The following is an 18,812-nucleotide window of genomic DNA, read 5'->3' as shown; positions in this document are numbered from 1 at the left end:
CCGTGGCGGGCGGGAGAAAAATGCGAGAATGATCACAACACTTTTGCGAATAGCGCAATAACCCCCGAGGTTATGTCACCATACCAGCGCAAACTCACTGCCGAAAAAAATACAATGATGAAAAAAACACTCGTAATCACGTTACTGCTGGTGGCTGGCGGCGCTCAGGCCCAGTCGCGTCTGGACAGCGTTCTTAACACCAAAACTCTGAAAGTCTGTACTACCGGGGACTACAAACCTTACAGCTTCCTGAAAGCGGATGGCAGCTATGAAGGGCTGGATATCAGCATGGCTGAATCCCTGGCCGCGTCACTGGGGGCGAAGGTGCAATGGGTACCCACCACCTGGAAAACCCTGATGCAGGACTTTATCGCGAAGCAGTGCGATATCGCCTTGGGTGGCGTATCGGTCACGCTGAAGCGCCAGCAAACGGCCTGGTTTGCGCAGCCGTTAGGCGTGGACGGTAAAATTCCGCTGGTGCGATGCGCCGATAAGGCGAAGTACCAGACGGTCGAACAGATGAACCAGCCCAGCGTGCGTCTGGTTGAGCCAGCAGGGGGCACGAACGAGGCGTTTGTTCACAGCCACTTACCTCAGGCTGCGTTAACGCTGTTTCACGATAATGTGACCATCTTCCAGCAGCTGGTGGACAATAAAGCCGATGTGATGATCACCGATGCCTCAGAGGCGCTGTATCAGCAAAAACGCTTTCCTTCCCTGTGTGCGCTCAACCCGGATAAACCGCTGCAGTACGGTGAAAAAGCTTACATGATTCCGCGTGATGATATGAGCTGGAAGCAGTATATCGATCAGTGGCTGCACCTGAGCACCGCGACCGGGGAATATGCGCAGATCGCCCAGCAGTGGATGGGTGTGATGAAGTAAGGAGAAAGCAGGGGGTTTATCTGATGTGTTAACGCCGGGCTTCAAAACTGCAGATAGCCGTCCGAAACGGCGCACATGCGTCACTGTGCCCACCGCCACGGGAGCGGAACAGACAATTCGCAGCGCTGAGCAAAGCGAGGAAGCCAGAATTTGCCCGCAGGACGCGGGCAAAAAGCGGAGCCGGTACAGGAAGTACCGTCTCCGCTGGTTCGTCAGGCTGACGAACGCCGCGAAGGCACCGCGTTAGCGGTGCGAGGATGTCAGATCCGATACCGTGGCGGTGGGAACCGCACGGAACACCAACCACACATTTTTACCCTTAAGTACTCAATACAGCGAGGCTTTTCCCAGTCCGCCAAACAAGTTCATTTTGTAGCGAATGACCGCCTTGGCCGCCTCAATCGCTTCAGGATAAATCAAGTTTGGATCCCACCAGGTTTCGCGGGTTAAGACTTCGCGCACCTTCTGGAAATAGGCATATTTCATATCGCTGGAGATATTGATTTTACCGACGCCCAGCGTAACCGCCTCCGCCACTTCGGCATCGGGATTCGCCGAACCGCCGTGCAAGACCAGCGGAATGGAAACGCGTTGCGAGATATCCCGCAGAATATGCATTTGCAGTTCGGGCTTCATATCTTTGGGATAGATACCGTGCGCCGTGCCTATTGCCACCGCTAAAGTATCCACGCCGGTGCGCTGCACAAAGTCTTCCGCCTGCGCGGGATCGGTGTAAATCACTTTACTGACGCCGCCCTCTACCGAGGTGCCGGTATCGCCAATGGTCCCCAGTTCGCCCTCGACAGATACGCCCACCGCGTGCGCCAGCTTCACTACCTCTTTGGTCAGCGCCACGTTTTCTTCATAGGGCAGCAGCGAGCCGTCAATCATGACCGATGTAAAGCCACACTGAATAGCGCGCAGCACGTGGGCAACCGAAGCACCATGATCCAGATGCAGGGTAAAGGGCACGGTACTTTTCAGGGTGCGCTCCCGAACATAGCCAAAAAACGCATCCGTCACGAACGCCAGTTCGCTGGGATGAATAGAGATAATGGCCGGAGTTTTTGTGGCTTCGGCTTCTTCCACCACCGCGCGGATAAAACAGCTGTCGGCCACGTTAAATGCGCCTATAGCAAAGCGGTGTTGGCGGGTGGGGCTTAACATCTCTTTCATTGAAATCAACATGTTAAATCTTCCTCAGCTTGTTTTACGACAAAGGGATGCCCTGCGCTGACGTTCAGAGACGCGCACCGGGTTACAGCAGAAAAAAATCAGATCTGATTAGCGGAGCCGGAACAGCTCAGATAGTCATGTACGACTTCGCAGCAGGCGGCCTCCATCAGCGCCAGCAGATCAGGCAGCTCAGCAGCGGGATGCTGCTTAAGCGCCTGATGGAGCGCCTGCTTGCCTGCATCAAAGACCGCCGCGCCAACGTTAATCTTGGCGACGCCGTGCTGACTGACGCGTCGAATATCGTCGGCTGGCGTGCCGCTGCCGCCGTGCAGCGCCAGGGGAACCGGCGAAACCCCATGCAGCGCAGCCAGACGCTGAAAGTCGATTTGCGGTTTGACGCCAGCGGGATAGAGCCCGTGCGCGGTCCCAACCGACACCGCTAACAGATCGATGCCCGTTTGTTGCAGAAAGGGCACCACGTCCGCCACCTGGGTCATTTTCACCGCAGCGTCTGCCAGCGCATAGGTTGGGGCATCGGCGATATGCCCCAGTTCGCCCTCCACACAAACCCCGGCGGTATGCGCCATCTCGACCACTTTTGCCGTCTGGCGGATATTTTCTGCCAGCGGCTCGGAGGAGGCATCGATCATCAGTCCGGTAAACCCGGCGCGAAAGGCCTGTCCAATCAGCGGAAAGGCTTTTCCGTGGTCAAGCGCCAGCGCGATCGGCACGCTGGCATTCGCTGCCAGCGCCTGAACCAAGGGCACGGCGACAGCGGGCGGGAAATGGCGGCTGTGACCCTGATAAACATTCAGGATCAGGGGCGCGCGTTGCTCCTCCGCCGCCTTCACTGCCGCACGTGCGCTCTCCAGATTGAAACAGTTGATGGCCAGTACCGCATACTGGTTACGGGCAGCCCGTGCGATCAGGTCGTTCATTGCCGCGTACATACGCACTCCTTATTCCAGTGTGAATTTAATGTCGTCTTCACGAACGCTGTGGTCTTCCACGTCGTCAAACTCTTCGTCGGCTTCGGTCACCGGCTTTTTCAGCAGCGATAGCATCACGCCACAGATCGTGCTGCCGATACCGAGCGCCAGGCAGAACAGCCAGGGTTTGGTGAAGAGGGGCACTACGAACATGCCGCCGTGAGGCACAGGCGCTTCGACGCCCCAGACCATAATCAGCCCGCCGGCGACGGCGGAAGCCACCACACAGCTGCCGACGACACGAAGCAGATCGCGGGCGGCAATCGGGATCACACCTTCAGTGATCATGCAGATCCCCATGGGAAAGGCCGCCTTCAGCGCCTCTTTTTCCGCGCGGGTGTACTTATGGCGGGTTAACAGCCAGGAAAGGGTGATACCAAAGGGCGGGATCATCGAACCGACAAATTTGACTGCTTCCGGTCCGTAAATGCCGTCGACCAGCATGCCATCCGCGAACAGCGACATGGTTTTATTGACCGGCCCGCCAAAGTCGAAGGTGGCCATCGCCCCCAGAATGGCGCCCATAACGAACTTCGAACCGCCCTGCATGGATTCCAACAGCGCAATCAGCGCCTTCTGCAACCAGACGATGGGCTGGCCGATGAAGGTCATCATCAAAAGCCCGGCGATAATGGTGCTCAGCACCGGTAACACCATGATCGGCATCAGGCCCTGCATCGACTGCGGCAGCCGAATGCTGCGGCGCAACAGAATCACCGTATAACCCACCAGGAAGCCGCCAAGGATGCCGCCGATAAAACCCGTGCCGATCTGGCCGCAAATAAAGCCCACGATTAAGCCAGGCGCAAAGCCCGGCCTGTCGGCAATCGAGTAGGCGATGGCGGCGCTAATCAACGGCACGATCAATCCCATGCCCCAGCCGCCCATCTGGTTCAGCATCCAGGCAATCGTGCCGGGATGTTTGCCTACGTCCGGACCACCGATGACCTGGCCCAGCGCGATACAGATCCCGGCGGCGACAATCAGCGGGATCATCCAGGAGATCCCCGTCAACAGATGACCTTTGATCTCCTGTCCGTACTGTCTTTTGTTATCGTTCATTGTGGATCTCCTCAGGCACGCGCCAGTGAATCCGCCACTTTTTCCAGGAACTTAATCGGCGACTTGATCACCACTTCAGTTTTCACCCTGACGATCGGTTTGCCGCGAAAGCGTTCCTCACCGTTGATCTTGACATCCACCGCCAGAATGACGACATCGGCGGCGGCGATGGTTTCCGTATCGAGGGCGTTTTCAGTACCAATGGTGCCCTGCGTTTCCACGTGGATGGTGTGGCCAAGGGCATGGGCTCCCTTGATCAGTTTTTCGCGCGCAATGTAGGTATGCGCGATACCCGCCGTGCAGGCGGCAACACAGACAATGTTCATGGTCTACCTCAGACGTGTAGGATTAACAGAGGTCGGTTTCGGCGTACTGACTGAACAGCCGAATGATTTCGCTGGGGTCGTTTTCCACCAGCAACTGCGCAATCACCTCATCATCGGCCAGCGCACTGGCCACCTGGGACAGCAGGCGAATATGGGGGGTATTTTGATCTTCAAGGCGAACGGCAAACAGGATGATGCAGCGCACCTGGCTGCCATCCAGCGTTTCCCAGGGAATATCCTGCTGGCTGCGCCCAATGGCTAACGTGGTCTGTTTCACGGCTGACGATTTCCCGTGGGGAATGGCAATGTGATTTTCAAACCCTGTCGAACCCTCTGCCTCGCGTAGCCAGACATCCTTGATAAAGGCCTGTTTATCGCTAATCGCACCGTCACTGAACAGCAAATCGGTCAGTTCAATGATGGCCTCCTCTTTACTGCTGGCTTGCAGGTTGAGATTGACGCGGCGTGGCGTAAGAATGCGAGAAATATCCATCAGTCAGACCTCATTCAGTTAATGTTCTGCCAGGGCGCTGTTAACGGCCTTCGGCAGTTGGCTGCCAATCATGGCGTCAGTCACACGGCGAATATCGTCGTCATTGAAAAACGCGGTCACATACACGGTAGGAAACAGCGAGGTGTCGAGGTGAATAGTCGAGATCACCAGATCAACCGGCTCCTGTTGGCAAAAATCGCCGAGGTTACTGGCCGAAATGACGCCCGCAATAATCCAGTCCGGGAACGCGCGCAGAATACGGCTCTTCAGGAGATGCGAGGTGCCGACGCCGCTGGAACAGACCAGCAAAATGCGTTTATGGGCGATTTGCCGTTCCAGCGCGGCCTGAAAATGGACACATAAATAGCCCACTTCGTCGTCCGCAATCGACCCGTAATGAAAACGCGCGGCGGTAAGCTGCATGGCCCGCTGAGTCAGCGTAAAAATTTCACTCAGCTCCGTTTTAATATCATCGAGCAATGGATTACGAATGCTAATATGATATTTCAGCCGGTTAAGTAATGGCTTAATATGGAAAAGTAAACCTTCAAATAATAAAGGATCGGCAGTGAGGTCCTGTTGAATCAGTTCTGAGAAGCAGCGAATTAATTCAACCGTAATATTACGCGACGCTTCATTCGATAATTGATATTGCGGCAACATATCGCTGCCGCGTTCTTCAACTACAATGCCCGACGAAATAATGTACTGATAAATAAATCCGACTTCATCCGCCGGCACTGACTGGTCTAAACGTTGTTCAACCTGTCGCACCATTTGGCGGGCAATCTTCAGAATGCGATTATCCATTTCCTGAGCGCTCAGCGCTAAGGGCAGAGATAAAGCCTTACCCTGCGACATGCGGTGGATCATAATCAGGATGTGGGTGGACAGATTGATGTAGTACGCATCGCTCAGAGGATAGCCAAGCTGCTGCTCCATCTGCTGCAGTAAGGTCTGCACAAACGCCACATCCTCCTCGCCAAAATAGTGGATCAGCGCCTGGTAACTGCCCGGGTCCAGCCGCGGTAGCGCCGTGTTACTGCCACCGTTATGCTGCATAACATCGTTAATCAGCGATACCATCGCCTGACGTAATGCCTGCTCACTGCCTTCGACATGCGTACCGCTCTGACTTCTGACCAGCGCCAGCGCCAGCGGTTGTAGCCACTCTTCAATGACCTTTAAATCGTTGACGATAGAAGCGTGACTAATGAAATAGCGTTCAGATAACTTACTGATTGAGGTTTCACGCGGCGCATCCCTCAGCAGCTGTGACAGAATTTTCACCCGGCGTGCATTGTTGCTTAAACCTTCAGACCAGTTCTCTTCACTGGCCAGATGCTGCTGTAATCGCAGGCGTTGCGCGATATCCTCGGTTTGCAGTATCACGCTGCGACCGGGCAGCTTGATCAACTGTGCCTGCCAGGCGCCCAGCCAGATTTCCAGGCTTTGCAAATCGCGATAAATACTTTTTTCAGAAACGGTTAACTGCTGGGCTAATTGCGTTAAAGCCAGCGGCGTACCCGCCTGGAGCAGTAATTTCAGTAACCGGTGTTGTCGTGAAGTCAGATTCTGCATTCAGTCACCTGTCTATTATTTCGTTAGCGGTGCTTAAGTGGCAATTCGTTAAATCCAACCTGGAAAAAAATAAAAGTGTGTAACAGCGTTAATATCGAATGTAGGGCGTGGAAGGCGAATCAACAATACTAAATGTTGTCCCCGAAACGGGACAGGATTAATACGCTATAACGTCGCCCGTAATTAATTGCGAGCGCGGTCACAAACTATTAGAAATAAGACATTCGGCATTTTGTCCTGAGGTGGATTTTCGGCGATCGGTCAACCGGGAAAAAACCCCAGGCCTGACTGCGTCTGGCCTGTGACTAACACCCACGAATAAGGTACTATCCTCGCCAAACAACCGCCGGGTGATCCGCCGTTGCGGGTCACGATGTGAGGATGAGGACTTAATGAGCGAATTGACGCAGGATGGTGCAGAGCGTCTTGCCCTGCATACGTTTACTGAGAATGCGTACTTAAATTACTCCATGTACGTCATCATGGACCGCGCGCTGCCTTATATTGGCGACGGTTTAAAGCCCGTGCAGCGCCGCATTGTCTATGCCATGTCAGAGCTGGGGCTGAACGCCACCGCCAAATTTAAAAAATCCGCCCGTACCGTCGGTGACGTGCTGGGTAAATACCATCCTCATGGCGACAGTGCCTGCTATGAAGCCATGGTGCTGATGGCACAGCCGTTCTCCTACCGCTATCCGCTGGTCGATGGTCAGGGAAACTGGGGCGCGCCGGACGATCCTAAATCTTTCGCCGCCATGCGTTACACCGAGTCGCGCCTGTCAAAGTATGCCGAAGTGCTGCTGGGCGAGCTGGGGCAGGGCACGGCTGACTGGGTGCCGAACTTTGACGGCACGATGCAGGAGCCCAAGATGCTGCCGGCGCGGCTGCCGAACATCCTGCTGAACGGCACCACCGGCATTGCGGTGGGCATGGCAACGGATATTCCGCCGCACAACCTGCGTGAAGTGGCGCAGGCCGCTATCGCCCTGATTGACGATCCGAAAACCAGCCTGGATGCGCTGCTGGAAATCGTGCAGGGCCCGGATTTCCCGACTGAAGCCGAGATCATCACGCCTCGTGACGAGATTCGCAAAATCTATCAGAACGGACGCGGTTCGGTGCGTCAGCGCGCGGTGTGGAAAAAAGAAGACGGCGAAGTGGTGATTACCGCGCTGCCGCATCAGGTATCCGGCGCGCGCGTGCTGGAGCAGATCGCCAACCAGATGCGCAACAAAAAGCTGCCGATGGTAGAGGATCTTCGTGACGAATCCGATCATGAAAACCCCACCCGGCTGGTGATCGTGCCGCGATCCAATCGCGTCGATCTTGAGCAGGTCATGAACCACCTGTTCGCCACCACCGATCTGGAAAAAAGCTACCGCATCAACCTCAATATGATCGGCCTGGATAACCGTCCGGCGGTGAAAAACCTGCTGGAGATCCTGTCTGAATGGTTAGTGTTCCGTCGTGACACCGTGCGCCGCCGTCTGAACTACCGTTTAGATCGCGTGCTGCGCCGTTTGCATATCCTTGACGGTTTGCTGGTGGCGTTCCTCAATATTGATGAAGTGATTCATATCATCCGTACCGAGGACGAGCCGAAACCGGTACTGATGTCGCGCTTTGACATTAGCGAAACCCAGGCTGAAGCGATCCTTGAACTCAAGCTGCGTCATTTGGCCAAGCTGGAAGAGATGAAGATTCGCGGCGAGCAGAGCGAGCTGGAAAAAGAGCGCGATCAGCTGCAGGCGATTCTGGCGTCCGAACGCAAAATGAATACGCTGCTGAAAAAAGAGCTGCAGGCAGACAGCAACAATTTTGGCGACGACCGCCGTTCACCGCTGCGTGAGCGTGAAGAAGCGAAAGCGCTGAGTGAAACCGAGCTGGTGCCGTCCGAGCCTGTCACCATTGTGCTGTCGCAGATGGGCTGGGTGCGCAGTGCTAAAGGACATGACATCGACCCGGCAGGGCTGAGCTACAAAGCGGGCGACAGCTATCTGGCGGCGGCGCGCGGCAAGAGTAACCAACCTGTGGCCTTTATCGATTCCACCGGACGCAGCTATACGCTGGATCCCACCTCGCTGCCGTCGGCACGCGGGCAGGGCGAGCCGCTGACCGGTAAGCTGACGCCACCGCCGGGTGCCGTTATGGAGCAGGTGCTGATGGAGCCGGAAGAGCAGCGTTTGCTGATGGCGTCTGATGCCGGATACGGTTTCATCTGTACCTTCAACGATCTGATTTCGCGCAACCGTGCGGGTAAAACGCTGCTGACGCTGCCTGAAAATGCCCGCGTGATGACGCCCATGGCTGTCCATCACGAAGATGACATGCTGCTGGCCATTACGCAGGCGGGCAGGATGTTGATGTTCCCGGTCGGCGAACTGCCGCAGATGTCAAAGGGCAAGGGCAACAAGATTATCTCGATTCCGTCTGCGGATGCCGCGTCGGGAGCGGATAAACTGGCCTGGCTGATGATCCTGCCACCGGGCAGTGCGATTACGCTGCACGTTGGCAAACGCAAGCTGCTGTTACGCAGTGAAGAGTTGCAGAAGTTCCGTGCCGATCGCGGCCGTCGTGGCACACTGCTGCCGCGCGGCCTGCAAAAAATTGATCGGGTCGAACTGGATGCGCCGGCACGTCCCGGCAGCGCGGACAGCGACGCGTAATTCACCCGGCTGGCCCCGGCCAGCCGTGTCACATTGAGGAAAATATGTTACTGATATTACGCACTATTATCGTAGTGATTTATTCAATATTGCTGAGTTTTTTTGGCTGTATCTGGTGCCTGTTCTCGCCACGTAATCCGCGCCACGTTGCGACCTTTGGTCACCTGTTTGGCAAATTATCGACGCTGTTTGGGCTTAAAGTTGAGCTTCGTCGCCCCGAAGGCGCGGATAACTACGGCAACGCGATTTACATCGCTAACCACCAGAACAACTACGATATGGTCACCGCAGCCAAGATTGTGCAGCCAACAACGGTCACCGTCGGTAAAAAAAGCCTGTTGTGGATACCTTTTTTTGGTCAGCTTTACTGGCTGACCGGCAACCTGCTGATCGATCGTGACAACCGCGCCAAAGCACACGGGACGATCGGTGAGCTGGTGGATCAGTTTAATAAAAAACGCATCTCCTTCTGGATGTTCCCGGAGGGCACGCGCAGCCGTGGTCGTGGGTTGTTACCCTTTAAAACCGGGGCATTTCATGCCGCCGTTGCCGCAGGCGTGCCGATCATTCCGATTGTAGTATCGAATACTCACGGCAAGATTAACCTCAACCGCCTGAAAAACGGACTGGTGATTGTGGAAATGCTGCCGCCGGTGGACGTGAAACAATTTGAATCCTCTTCGGTGCGCAAGCTGGCGACTCACTGCCGGGAATTGATGGCGGCCAAGCTGGAAGAGCTGAACGCCGAAGTCGAAGAACGCGAAAAAAACGGTAAAATCTAACCGATAAGCCCTTTATCGGACTATTCTGCATGGATGCCCCACGGCGAGTCAGCATGACGTTGCTCGCCGTGCACGCAGCACAGCAATGACAGCAATAAAAACAGAGTTGGCGGTTCAGCGCCACGCGTAAAAGGTCTGAAATTCAATGTCTTTCAGCAGACGTCAGTTTATCCAGCTTTCTGCCGGTGCGGCGCTCAGTGCCGCGCTTGTGCCTCATGCGGCGCGTGCCGCTTCTGCGGGCGGTGATACGCCCCTGCCTGTCCCGCCGCTACTGGAATCTCGCCGCGGTCAGCCGCTGTTTCTGACCCTGCAGCGCAGCCACTGGTCGTTTAACGGCGATAACAATAAAGTCCCGGTCTGGGGCATCAACGGCATGTACCTCGGCCCCACGGTGCGCGTGTACAGCGGTGATGATGTCAAACTGATTTACAGCAACCGCCTCAATGAACCCGTTTCAATGACGGTCAGTGGCCTGCAGGTGCCGGGCGCACTGATGGGCGGCGCGCCGCGCATGATGTCAGCCGGGGTCGACTGGGCGCCGGTTTTACCCATTCGCCAGAGTGCCGCGACCTGCTGGTATCACGCCAACACGCCAAATCGCATGGCCCCGCACGTCTACAACGGCCTGGCGGGCATGTGGCTGATTGAGGATGACATCAGCAAGCAGCTACCTTTGCCGAAACACTATGGCGTGGATGATTTCCCCCTGATTATTCAGGATAAACGGCTGGATAACTTTGCCACGCCGGTTTATGACCCACCGGGCGACGGCGGTTTTCTCGGCGATACGCTGCTGGTTAACGGTGTGCGTAACCCTTTTGTCGAGGTATCACGTGGCTGGGTCCGTCTGCGGTTGCTTAACGCCTCCAATGCGCGGCGTTATGAACTGAGCCTCAGTGACAACCGGCCCTTCACGGTGATTGCCAGCGATCAGGGCTTTCTGCCGTCACCCGTCGCCGTACAGCGCTTAACTCTGGCGCCGGGCGAACGGCGTGAAGTCTTAGTGGATATGTCGCAAGGGGATGAAGTCTCCATCACGGCAGGCACGGCGGCGGGCATTATGGATCGTTTGCGCGGTTTCTTTGAGCCCTCTACGATCCTGACCTCAACGCTGGTGCTTACGCTGCGGCCTACCGGCCTGCTGCCGCTGGTGACGGATAACCTGCCGATGCGTTTGCTGGCCGATCAGATTCTGGATGGCGCCTCGGTACGCACGCGTGAGTTCCGCATTGGCGACAGCCTGCCGGGCATCAATGGTGCCGTCTGGGATATGAACCGCATTGATTCTACCGCACAGCAGGGCACGTTCGAACGCTGGATTATTCGCGCCGATCGTCCGCAATCTTTCCACATCCAGGGCGTCATGTTCCTGATTAAGAGCGTAAACGGCGCTCAGCCGATGGGCGAAGATCGCGGCTGGAAGGACACGGTCTGGGTGGACGGGGATGTAGAGCTGCTGGTGAGCTTTACGCAAAGTTCTTCTGAGCATTTTCCGTTTGTCTATCACAGCCAGACGCTGGAACTGGCGGATCGCGGCACGGCAGGTCAGCTGCTGACGCAACCCACGCTGTCTTAGCGGCACTCGTGCTTCAACAGGGCAGGAGAGCCTCTCCTGCCCGTGCCCTTCGGAGATTAAAACCGAAGAAGCTGCAGCATCAACTGGGGCATCTGGTTGGCCTGAGCCAGCATCGCTACGCCGGCCTGCTGTAAAATCTGCGCCTGTGACAGCGCCGATACTTCTGTCGCGTAATCAACATCCTCTATCCGGCTCCGTGCGGCAGTGAGATTGGTTACCATGCTCCCCAGGTTGGCGATAGCGGACTGAAAGCGGTTCTGGTCTGCCCCCATCATGCTGCGTTGCGTGTCAACGAACTGAATCGCCCGGTCAATATCAGTCAGAGGCGAGTTCCCCGTCGCTGTCCCGTTCGCTCCGCCAGTCACTGCGCCTTTCAGAACGTCAAAACCCTCTGCGGCAACCGTACGTGCGGCCCCGTTAACGGTGTCACCTGATGTCATCTGCCGGACGTTGAGCGTGGTGCCGGTTGTTCCCGCTTTTAGCAGGTTGTACCGGTCACTCGAGTCAATATCGATGCTGATGGTTTCACCGTCTTCCGCACCGACCTGAAAGCGATACTCGGACGCACCCGATCCGGTATTCAGCACCTTAATGCCATTGAAATCCGTTTGCGCCGTAATGCGGTTAATTTCCTCCATTCGCTGGTTCACTTCGGTCTGAATCGAGTCGATATCCGCAGCGGAGTTGCTTCCATTTTGTGCCTGTACCGTCAGGTCGCGTATACGTTGCAGGTTGTTGTTTATTTCATCGAGCGCGCCCTCAGCGGTTTGTGACAGCGAAATACCCTCACCGGCGTTTCGGGTGGCAACCGTCATTCCGTTGATCCTTGAGGTCAGACGGTTAGCTATCGCCATCCCGGCAGCATCATCTTTAGCGCTGTTAATGCGGAGTCCGGAAGAGAGGCGTTCAATGGCCGTCGACATCGCGTTTTGCGAAAGGAAAAGGTCATTCTGAACGATCAATGACAGGATATTGGTATTGATAACCGACATGACAGGCTCCTGGGTTGATAACGTTACGCTTTACTTCACTGCGCCTTAATGCCGCGATCCCTTGAACGGGGGCGGGCAGGCAGCAGAGCCAGGCTAAAAGATCATAACGTTAATCATTATCACCCCGGTTATCAGACCGGCACAGTCAGTCAGCCCGGCGGTGTGTTGCAAAGCGTGTCGCGCTAACAGGGAACAGGGCCACCAGCAGGCTGAGCCCGTTTTTAAACGGCACAGATAACCGTATTGCTGGCGGATAAGGCAAGGTTTTAGAGGGGGGATTTGACTTAACGAGGCGCAGGATGTGGCGATGTGCTGGCGAGCCGCTCATCTTGTGCCGGAGAAGACGAATGCGCCTGACGCAGGCTGATCATCAATGATGTCCTTTGACACAGATTTTAAAAAATCTTAAAACTCCCCGCTCCCGCGCAGCCATAAAAAAAGCCTCCCCCAGCCGGGAGAGGCGATGCGTACCCACTCTCTTGTTAAGTCGAGGCAGGCGATGGTCAGCCGTTGAACGTATCCGGGTCAGGCCCCAGGCGATTACCGCTGTCCAGCTTCGCAATCTCGCTCATTTCTGTCTTATCCAGACGGAAATCAAACACCTTGAAATTTTCTTCAATGCGCGCAGGCGTGACGGATTTAGGGATCACCACCAGGCCGCTGTCCAGGTGCCAGCGGATGACGATTTGCGCCGGGGTTTTACCGTATTTTTTCGCCAGCGATTTGATGATGTCCTGATCGAATACGCCTTCACCGCCCTGGGCCAGCGGACTCCAGGATTCAGTCTGAATCTGGTGCATGGCGTTCCAGGCATGGAGCGTGCGCTGTTGCAGCATGGGATGCAGCTCAATCTGGTTGATGACCGGAGTCACGCCCGTCTCTTCCAGCAGTCGCTTCAGGTGCGGCTGATTAAAGTTGCACACGCCGATGCTCTTCACCAGGCCCTGCTGCTGCAGTGCGATCATGTGTTTCCAGGCTTCAACGTAGTGATCATTCTCAGGACACGGCCAGTGCATCAAATAGAGGTCAACCTGATCCAGCTTGAGTTTTTCCAGGCTGGTTTCCAGCGCCTGCTGAACGTTTTGCTGGTCGCTGTTCCACAGCTTGGTCGTGACAAAGATATCGTCACGCGCGACCTCCGTTTCCTGTAGCGCCTGACCTATGGCTTCTTCATTTTTATACGCGGCGGCGGTATCAATTGAGCGATAGCCGACCTCCAGCGCTTTCAGCACGGCATGACGGGCATCTTCGACGCTGGCTTGCCACACGCCAAGTCCCAGTTGCGGCATCATGTTACCATCGTGCAGTTTGATAATGGGTTGGTCTGCCATAACATGCTCCTTACATTTGCAGTAAACCAGTGAATCCTCGCTGTGCTTAAGTCTAGCTAACAATTTTCAGGCTGCCTGTGAACCGCACAGGATAACCCTGCCTGATCCTGTAAACTTCTTGCCTGATTCTCCATTTTGCTGGCGAATTAACCAGGCGCGCGGCAAACTGCTGTTTTATTTTCTGGAGTGATTATGCCTCACGACGCATTGTGCCAACGTCTGGCTCAGCAGGTGGTCACGCTGATGACACATGGCCGTCACCAGCGCTGTCCGGTAGAAAACGTTTCTCTGATCTACGCCGATCAGTATCGTCCGCGCACGCCCATCATGTATCAGCCGGGCATCGTCATTCTGTTTCAGGGCGGTAAAACCGGCTATCTCGGCAGTACGGTTTTTCAGTACGACGCCACAAAATATTTAATGCTGACCGTGCCCTTGCCGGTCGAATGCGAAACCTGGGCCTCACCGGAGCAGCCGTTGGCCGGAATGTGTTTACGCGTGGACACGGCCAGTCTGCAGGATCTGCTGATGGATATAGGTGACGACGAAGGGTTTCAGCCACAGCCGCTCACCTCCGGTATTCACTCCGGCTGGTTAACCGAGCCCATGTTGTGTGCCGCAGAACGCCTGCTGGATGTGATGACGCAGCCGCGCGATGCGCGCGTGCTGGGGCCGCATATTGTGCGGGAGATTATTTATTACGTGCTGACCGGGCCGATAGGCGGCGCGCTGCTCTCGCTGGTGAGTCGGCAGACGCAGTTCAGCCAGATCGCTCGCGCGCTGCGCCGCATTGAGAATCACTATGCCGATAACCTCAGCGTGGATGCGCTGGCGGCGGAAGTGAACATGAGCGTGTCGGCGTTTCACCATAACTTTAAGGCCGTCACGCAGACGTCGCCGTTACAGTACCTTAAACGTTATCGTCTGCATCAGGCGCGGTTGCTGATGTTGCACGATGGCCTGAAAGCCAGCGTGGCGGCCGTGCGGGTTGGCTATGAAAGTCCGTCGCAATTTTCGCGTGAGTTTAAACGCTATTTTGGCGTGACGCCGGGAGAGGAAGTGAATCGGGTGCGCCAGACGGTGGCCGAACCGCCCGCCTGACGCAACCCGCTGTCAGGCGTGTTTCTGGCGACGTTTTTTCCAGATCACGATGACGCTGCCGACCAGGCCGACCACCAGTAACACCATCGGCAGTATCATCAGGATCGCCATGACCTGATCTTCATGACGTTTGATAAAGGGCACCTGGCTGATACCGTAACCCAGCGTGACCACGATGCCGACCCAGAGCAGGCCGCTGAGCCAGTTAAACAGCTGGAAACGGGCATTAGACAGTCCGGAAATGCCCGCCATGGTAGGCAACAGGGTACGAATAAACGCCAGGAAGCGGCCAACCAGAAGCGCCATCAGACCATGGCGGTTGAACATATTCCAGGCGCGTTGATGATATTGCGCCGGCAGCTGCATCAGCCAGCTCTTCACCAGCTTCGTGTTGCCCAGCCAGCGCCCCTGCAGATAACTCAGCCAGCAGCCCAGACTGGCGGCGACCGTGAGTATCACCAGCGTCGGGAAAAAGTCCATCACGCCTTTAGCCACCATGGCACCGGCCAGTAGCAAGAGGCTGTCGCCAGGCAAAAAAGAGGCAGGTAACAAACCATTTTCCAGGAATAGCGTCATAAACATTACGCTGTAAACGATCCAGACCACTTCTGGATTGGCCAGCGCGGCAAAGTCCTGATGCCAAAGCGCGTGCACAATCTCGTGTAAAACACCCATTAGCTATCCCATTACGTCAAAATGAAACTCAATTGTTCTGTTCAGACCTGGCTGACCTCTTACTTCCCACCACAGCATTGCGCGGTGAAGGGGTAAAATGTTGCGGTTCTTCTGCTGACTGAACACTTTTTTATAGATCGAATGTTAACAGCTAACCAGCCATGACCGGGTGTAATATCACGACGGTCGGCGCCTGGTTTATATCATGTTTACTATTTTAGCGCGTCAGGCGATCAAAGCCTGCCTCAAGATCGACCAGCAGGTCATCGACATGCTCAAGACCAATGTGGAGCCGTATCAGCGTCCCCTCAAAGTCAACGCCACCGGCCGGGCGAATGGCCGCTAACTCTTCGGGCTGGTTGGCTAAAATCAGTGACTCATATCCACCCCAGGAATAAGCCATGCTGAAGTGATGAAAATGGTCGAGATAATTCGCCAGCTGTTCACGGCTCAGTTTTTGCCGCAGCACGAATGAAAATAAACCGCTGCTGCCGGTGAAGTCACGCTGCCAGAATGCATGCCCGCGGCACGAGGGCAGCGCCGGATGGTTAACCCGCGCCACTTCAGGGCGCGCAGAAAGCCACTCTGCGACCTGCAGCGCACTCTCTTCATGCTGGCGCAGGCGCACGCCCAGCGTACGTAAGCCACGGCTTGCCATGTAAGCCGTATCGGCATCCACCATCTGGCCCATCAGGTAGCTGTTTTCGCGCAGTTGGTCCCAGCAGCGGGCGTTGGCGACAGCGGTGCCAATCATGGCGTCACTGTGGCCGATCAGGTATTTCGTTCCAGCCTGAATAGAAATATCCACGCCCAGGGCCAGTGGGCTGAACAGCACGCCTGCCGCCCAGGTGTTGTCGATCATAATGATGGCGTCTGGCGCTTTAGCGCGTATCGCCGCAACGATAGCCGGCACGTCCTGCACTTCCATGGTGATGGAGGCAGGAGATTCCAGGAAAACCACGCGGGTGTTAGGCTGAACCAGCGCGGCGATGTCGTGACCAATACAGTGATCAAACCAGGTGGTCGAGACCTGGAGCTTGCTGAGTATTTTTGTGCAGAAGTCCTGAGTCGGTTCGTAAACGGCGCCGCTCATTAAAATGTGGTCGCCCGCTTCGACAAACGCGAGGATGGCATTGGAGACGGCTGCCGCGCCGCAAGGATAGAGAACACAGCCCGCGCCGCCTTCCAGCTCCGTCATGGCATCCTGCAAGGCGAAATGCGTCAGGGTGCCGCGACGGCCGTAAAACAGTTCGCCTTTCGCGCGCCCTGCGGTGGCCCGTTTTTTCTCTGCAACGCTATCGAAAACCAGTGAAGAGGCTCGCTGAATGACCGCATTCACCGAGCCTTGGGTATAACGCTTGTTGCGTCCAGCGCTGACGAGGGTGGTATCAATTTTTTTCGTGGTCATAACTCTCTACTTTGCCGCTTGCAACTCAGCCTTCACGTTACCACGAATTTTGTAGCGACGTTGAGGGGCAAAACAGATTATTGACGCAGCAGCAGAGAGATTTCCCGGGCCGCCTCCTGCAGCAGCGGCAAATGGTGCTGGCGCAGCGTATCGGCAGAAACCTGCCCGGCATGCACGCCCACGTTGAGCGCGGCCACTATTCGGCCCCCCGGCGCGCTGAGCGGCACGGCGAGAGATCGCAGCCCGATTTCCAGTTCCTGATCGTTAATGGCGTAGCCCTGCTGCCTGACGCGTGCCAGTTCTTCACGCAGCGCGCTGCTGCTTACCAGCGTATGACTGGTATAACGCAGCTGGGTCAAGCGCGCCAGGTAATCGTTAAGCGGTTCACTGGCCAGGCCGCTTAACAGCACTCTTCCCATGGAGGTGGTGCTGGCAGGCAGGCGGCTGCCGATGTGCAGGTCAATCGTCATAATGCGCGATGCCGACGCACGGGCGATGTAGAGAATGTCGTCCCCGTCCAGTACCGCCATCGAACAGGACTCGTTCAGCGTCTGGCTGAGCTGACGCAAAACCGGCTGCGAGGCGCTGGCAAGCGGCGTTGCGCCTAACCAGTTGTGGCCGAGAGAGAGCACGCGCGGACGCAGTTCAAAGTTTTTGCCATCCTCCGCATACACAAACCCCAGCTTGCTCAGCGTATACAGACAGCGCCGCACGGCCGCACGGGGAATGCCCGTACGCTGACTGATTTGCGACACGGACATCAGGCGGCGCTGTGGCGTAAACGCCTGTAGCACTTCCAGTCCCCGCGCCAGGGAGGCCATAAAATTGGGATCGCCTTTCCAGGGATCGCTGTTACCGCGCAGTCGTTGTTGTTCATCCGTCATGGTTTTCTCCTGTCAGTGGCTTGATGCACGCACGCCTGTGTGCGCGATCACAATGTCCTGTTTTATCCCGTCAGTGACCGATAATCGCACACTATTTCGATTATCGGTATTGTTTGCTGTCACAGAGCGATCTACTTTTTGGCTATTCACGACAAGCCGGCCTGTGCCGGGCGAAAGGAAGAGCAGATGATCGATAAAAGTGTGGCAACGCTGGCAGAGGCCGTTGCGGTGATACCGGACGGGGCCAGCATCATGATTGGCGGATTTGGACCCGCAGGCCAGCCCCTGGAGCTGATTGATGCGCTGATTGACCATGGCGTGCGCGGGCTGACGGTGATCAGCAACAACGCGGGCAACGGCGAAAGTGGCCTGGCCGCGCTGCTGAAGGCCGGCTGTGTTGAGAAGATGATTTGCTCTTTTCCCCGCCAGGTCGATTCCTGGGTGTTCGACGAACGCTATCGCCGGGGAGAAATTGCACTGGAGCTGGTGCCGCAGGGCAACCTTGCCGCCAGAATGCAGGCGGCAGGGAGCGGGCTGGGGGGGATTTTCACGCCAACCGCCTTTGGTACACCGCTGGCGGAGGGCAAAGAAACCCGTGAAATCGACGGTCGTCATTACGTATTTGAAAAGCCGCTCAAGGCTGATTTTGCCCTGATCAAAGCGCATCAGGGCGACCGCTGGGGCAACCTTGTTTACCGCAAAGCGGCACGAAATTTTGGTCCGGTGATGGCCATGGCCGCTACGACCACGATTGCGCAGGTGGCAGAACTGGTGCCGCTCGGCCAGCTCGATCCTGAAAACGTCGTCACGCCGGGTATTTTTGTGCAGCGGCTGGTGGCCGTGGCTAATCCCGTGACCCTGACCCTTTCCGCCTGAGGAGTAGGC

17 protein-coding genes are annotated in these 18,812 nt (G+C 56.2%); 6 read left to right on the top strand and 11 right to left on the bottom strand.

Annotated features, from left to right (window positions below; translation table 11 throughout):
* Nucleotides 1–72: 72 nt before the first annotated feature.
* Nucleotides 73–885, top strand: coding sequence for a transporter substrate-binding domain-containing protein (locus tag EL29_RS15055; protein ID WP_028715809.1), 813 nt, complete (start codon nt 73–75; stop codon nt 883–885).
* 327 nt (nt 886–1,212) lie between these two features.
* Here the strand turns inward: EL29_RS15055 and EL29_RS15050 are convergent, their stop codons facing one another.
* From EL29_RS15050 to EL29_RS15025, 6 genes are all read right to left on the bottom strand, one after another.
* Entirely contained in the window at nt 1,213–2,073 is an 861-nt protein-coding gene (locus tag EL29_RS15050; RefSeq protein WP_028715808.1) for a ketose-bisphosphate aldolase, read from the bottom strand.
* A gap of 86 nt (nt 2,074–2,159) precedes the next feature.
* Nucleotides 2,160–3,011, bottom strand: a complete 852-nt coding sequence (locus EL29_RS15045) for a class II fructose-bisphosphate aldolase (RefSeq protein ID WP_028715807.1) — start codon at nt 3,009–3,011, stop codon at nt 2,160–2,162.
* 9 nt (nt 3,012–3,020) lie between these two features.
* The gene (locus EL29_RS15040; RefSeq protein WP_028715806.1) at nt 3,021–4,112 is read right to left on the bottom strand and encodes a PTS fructose transporter subunit IIC; all 1,092 of its coding nucleotides are present in this window, start codon (nt 4,110–4,112) and stop codon (nt 3,021–3,023) included.
* A gap of 11 nt (nt 4,113–4,123) precedes the next feature.
* Complete coding sequence (locus tag EL29_RS15035; RefSeq protein WP_013027232.1) at nt 4,124–4,438, bottom strand: PTS fructose transporter subunit IIB; 315 nt, start codon at nt 4,436–4,438, stop codon at nt 4,124–4,126.
* Between the two features lie 22 nt (nt 4,439–4,460).
* Complete coding sequence (locus tag EL29_RS15030) at nt 4,461–4,931, bottom strand: PTS sugar transporter subunit IIA (RefSeq protein WP_014594631.1); 471 nt, start codon at nt 4,929–4,931, stop codon at nt 4,461–4,463.
* An 18-nt stretch (nt 4,932–4,949) separates the two neighbouring features.
* Nucleotides 4,950–6,512, bottom strand: a complete 1,563-nt coding sequence (locus tag EL29_RS15025; protein ID WP_014594630.1) for a BglG family transcription antiterminator — start codon at nt 6,510–6,512, stop codon at nt 4,950–4,952.
* Between the two features lie 392 nt (nt 6,513–6,904).
* Between EL29_RS15025 and parC the strand changes: the two genes are divergently transcribed.
* From parC to ftsP, 3 genes are all read left to right on the top strand, one after another.
* Nucleotides 6,905–9,178, top strand: coding sequence for a DNA topoisomerase IV subunit A (parC, locus tag EL29_RS15020; RefSeq protein ID WP_022623174.1), 2,274 nt, complete (start codon nt 6,905–6,907; stop codon nt 9,176–9,178).
* 44 nt (nt 9,179–9,222) lie between these two features.
* Nucleotides 9,223–9,960, top strand: coding sequence for a 1-acylglycerol-3-phosphate O-acyltransferase (locus tag EL29_RS15015; RefSeq protein ID WP_014594628.1), 738 nt, complete (start codon nt 9,223–9,225; stop codon nt 9,958–9,960).
* Nucleotides 9,961–10,105: 145 nt separating this feature from the next.
* Complete coding sequence (gene ftsP, locus EL29_RS15010; protein ID WP_013027227.1) at nt 10,106–11,536, top strand: cell division protein FtsP; 1,431 nt, start codon at nt 10,106–10,108, stop codon at nt 11,534–11,536.
* 56 nt (nt 11,537–11,592) lie between these two features.
* On the opposite strand, the gene EL29_RS15005 is transcribed toward ftsP, so the two are convergent.
* Nucleotides 11,593–12,528 (bottom strand): flagellin N-terminal helical domain-containing protein, encoded by a 936-nt coding sequence (locus EL29_RS15005; RefSeq protein WP_014594627.1) that lies wholly within the window; start codon nt 12,526–12,528, stop codon nt 11,593–11,595.
* Nucleotides 12,529–13,031: 503 nt separating this feature from the next.
* Nucleotides 13,032–13,859 (bottom strand): 2,5-didehydrogluconate reductase DkgA, encoded by an 828-nt coding sequence (gene dkgA, locus EL29_RS15000; protein ID WP_014594626.1) that lies wholly within the window; start codon nt 13,857–13,859, stop codon nt 13,032–13,034.
* Between the two features lie 192 nt (nt 13,860–14,051).
* Here dkgA and EL29_RS14995 point away from each other — a divergent pair, with 192 nt between their 5' ends.
* Complete coding sequence (locus EL29_RS14995) at nt 14,052–14,960, top strand: AraC family transcriptional regulator (protein WP_014605038.1); 909 nt, start codon at nt 14,052–14,054, stop codon at nt 14,958–14,960.
* A gap of 12 nt (nt 14,961–14,972) precedes the next feature.
* Here EL29_RS14995 and EL29_RS14990 read toward each other — a convergent pair whose 3' ends face one another.
* From EL29_RS14990 to EL29_RS14980, 3 genes are all read right to left on the bottom strand, one after another.
* Nucleotides 14,973–15,635: a DedA family protein gene (locus EL29_RS14990; protein ID WP_013027223.1), complete on the bottom strand. Its 663-nt coding sequence runs from the start codon at nt 15,633–15,635 to the stop codon at nt 14,973–14,975.
* Between the two features lie 217 nt (nt 15,636–15,852).
* The gene (gene metC / locus EL29_RS14985) at nt 15,853–17,043 is read right to left on the bottom strand and encodes a cystathionine beta-lyase (protein WP_013027222.1); all 1,191 of its coding nucleotides are present in this window, start codon (nt 17,041–17,043) and stop codon (nt 15,853–15,855) included.
* Between the two features lie 77 nt (nt 17,044–17,120).
* Complete coding sequence (locus EL29_RS14980; RefSeq protein WP_013027221.1) at nt 17,121–17,927, bottom strand: IclR family transcriptional regulator domain-containing protein; 807 nt, start codon at nt 17,925–17,927, stop codon at nt 17,121–17,123.
* Nucleotides 17,928–18,113: 186 nt separating this feature from the next.
* Here EL29_RS14980 and EL29_RS14975 point away from each other — a divergent pair, with 186 nt between their 5' ends.
* Entirely contained in the window at nt 18,114–18,803 is a 690-nt protein-coding gene (locus tag EL29_RS14975; protein ID WP_014594624.1) for a 3-oxoacid CoA-transferase subunit A, read from the top strand.
* Nucleotides 18,804–18,812: the final 9 nt, after the last annotated feature.

The organism is Pantoea ananatis LMG 2665 (assembly GCF_000710035.2).
GTDB classification, from domain to species: domain Bacteria; phylum Pseudomonadota; class Gammaproteobacteria; order Enterobacterales; family Enterobacteriaceae; genus Pantoea; species Pantoea ananatis.
This window is presented reverse-complemented; position numbering and strand designations above follow the sequence as displayed.

Coding starts and splice junctions, on each gene's coding strand:
- EL29_RS15005 (WP_014594627.1), bottom strand. CDS start 12,528: ATGTCGGTTATCAATACCAATATCCTGTCATTGATCGTTCAGAATGAC.
- EL29_RS15030 (WP_014594631.1), bottom strand. CDS start 4,931: ATGGATATTTCTCGCATTCTTACGCCACGCCGCGTCAATCTCAACCTG.
- metC (WP_013027222.1), bottom strand. CDS start 17,043: ATGACCACGAAAAAAATTGATACCACCCTCGTCAGCGCTGGACGCAAC.
- EL29_RS15015 (WP_014594628.1), top strand. CDS start 9,223: ATGTTACTGATATTACGCACTATTATCGTAGTGATTTATTCAATATTG.
- parC (WP_022623174.1), top strand. CDS start 6,905: ATGAGCGAATTGACGCAGGATGGTGCAGAGCGTCTTGCCCTGCATACG.
- ftsP (WP_013027227.1), top strand. CDS start 10,106: ATGTCTTTCAGCAGACGTCAGTTTATCCAGCTTTCTGCCGGTGCGGCG.
- EL29_RS15035 (WP_013027232.1), bottom strand. CDS start 4,438: ATGAACATTGTCTGTGTTGCCGCCTGCACGGCGGGTATCGCGCATACC.
- EL29_RS14990 (WP_013027223.1), bottom strand. CDS start 15,635: ATGGGTGTTTTACACGAGATTGTGCACGCGCTTTGGCATCAGGACTTT.
- EL29_RS15040 (WP_028715806.1), bottom strand. CDS start 4,112: ATGAACGATAACAAAAGACAGTACGGACAGGAGATCAAAGGTCATCTG.
- EL29_RS14995 (WP_014605038.1), top strand. CDS start 14,052: ATGCCTCACGACGCATTGTGCCAACGTCTGGCTCAGCAGGTGGTCACG.
- EL29_RS15045 (WP_028715807.1), bottom strand. CDS start 3,011: ATGTACGCGGCAATGAACGACCTGATCGCACGGGCTGCCCGTAACCAG.
- EL29_RS14980 (WP_013027221.1), bottom strand. CDS start 17,927: ATGACGGATGAACAACAACGACTGCGCGGTAACAGCGATCCCTGGAAA.
- dkgA (WP_014594626.1), bottom strand. CDS start 13,859: ATGGCAGACCAACCCATTATCAAACTGCACGATGGTAACATGATGCCG.
- EL29_RS15025 (WP_014594630.1), bottom strand. CDS start 6,512: ATGCAGAATCTGACTTCACGACAACACCGGTTACTGAAATTACTGCTC.
- EL29_RS15050 (WP_028715808.1), bottom strand. CDS start 2,073: ATGTTGATTTCAATGAAAGAGATGTTAAGCCCCACCCGCCAACACCGC.
- EL29_RS14975 (WP_014594624.1), top strand. CDS start 18,114: ATGATCGATAAAAGTGTGGCAACGCTGGCAGAGGCCGTTGCGGTGATA.
- EL29_RS15055 (WP_028715809.1), top strand. CDS start 73: ATGTCACCATACCAGCGCAAACTCACTGCCGAAAAAAATACAATGATG.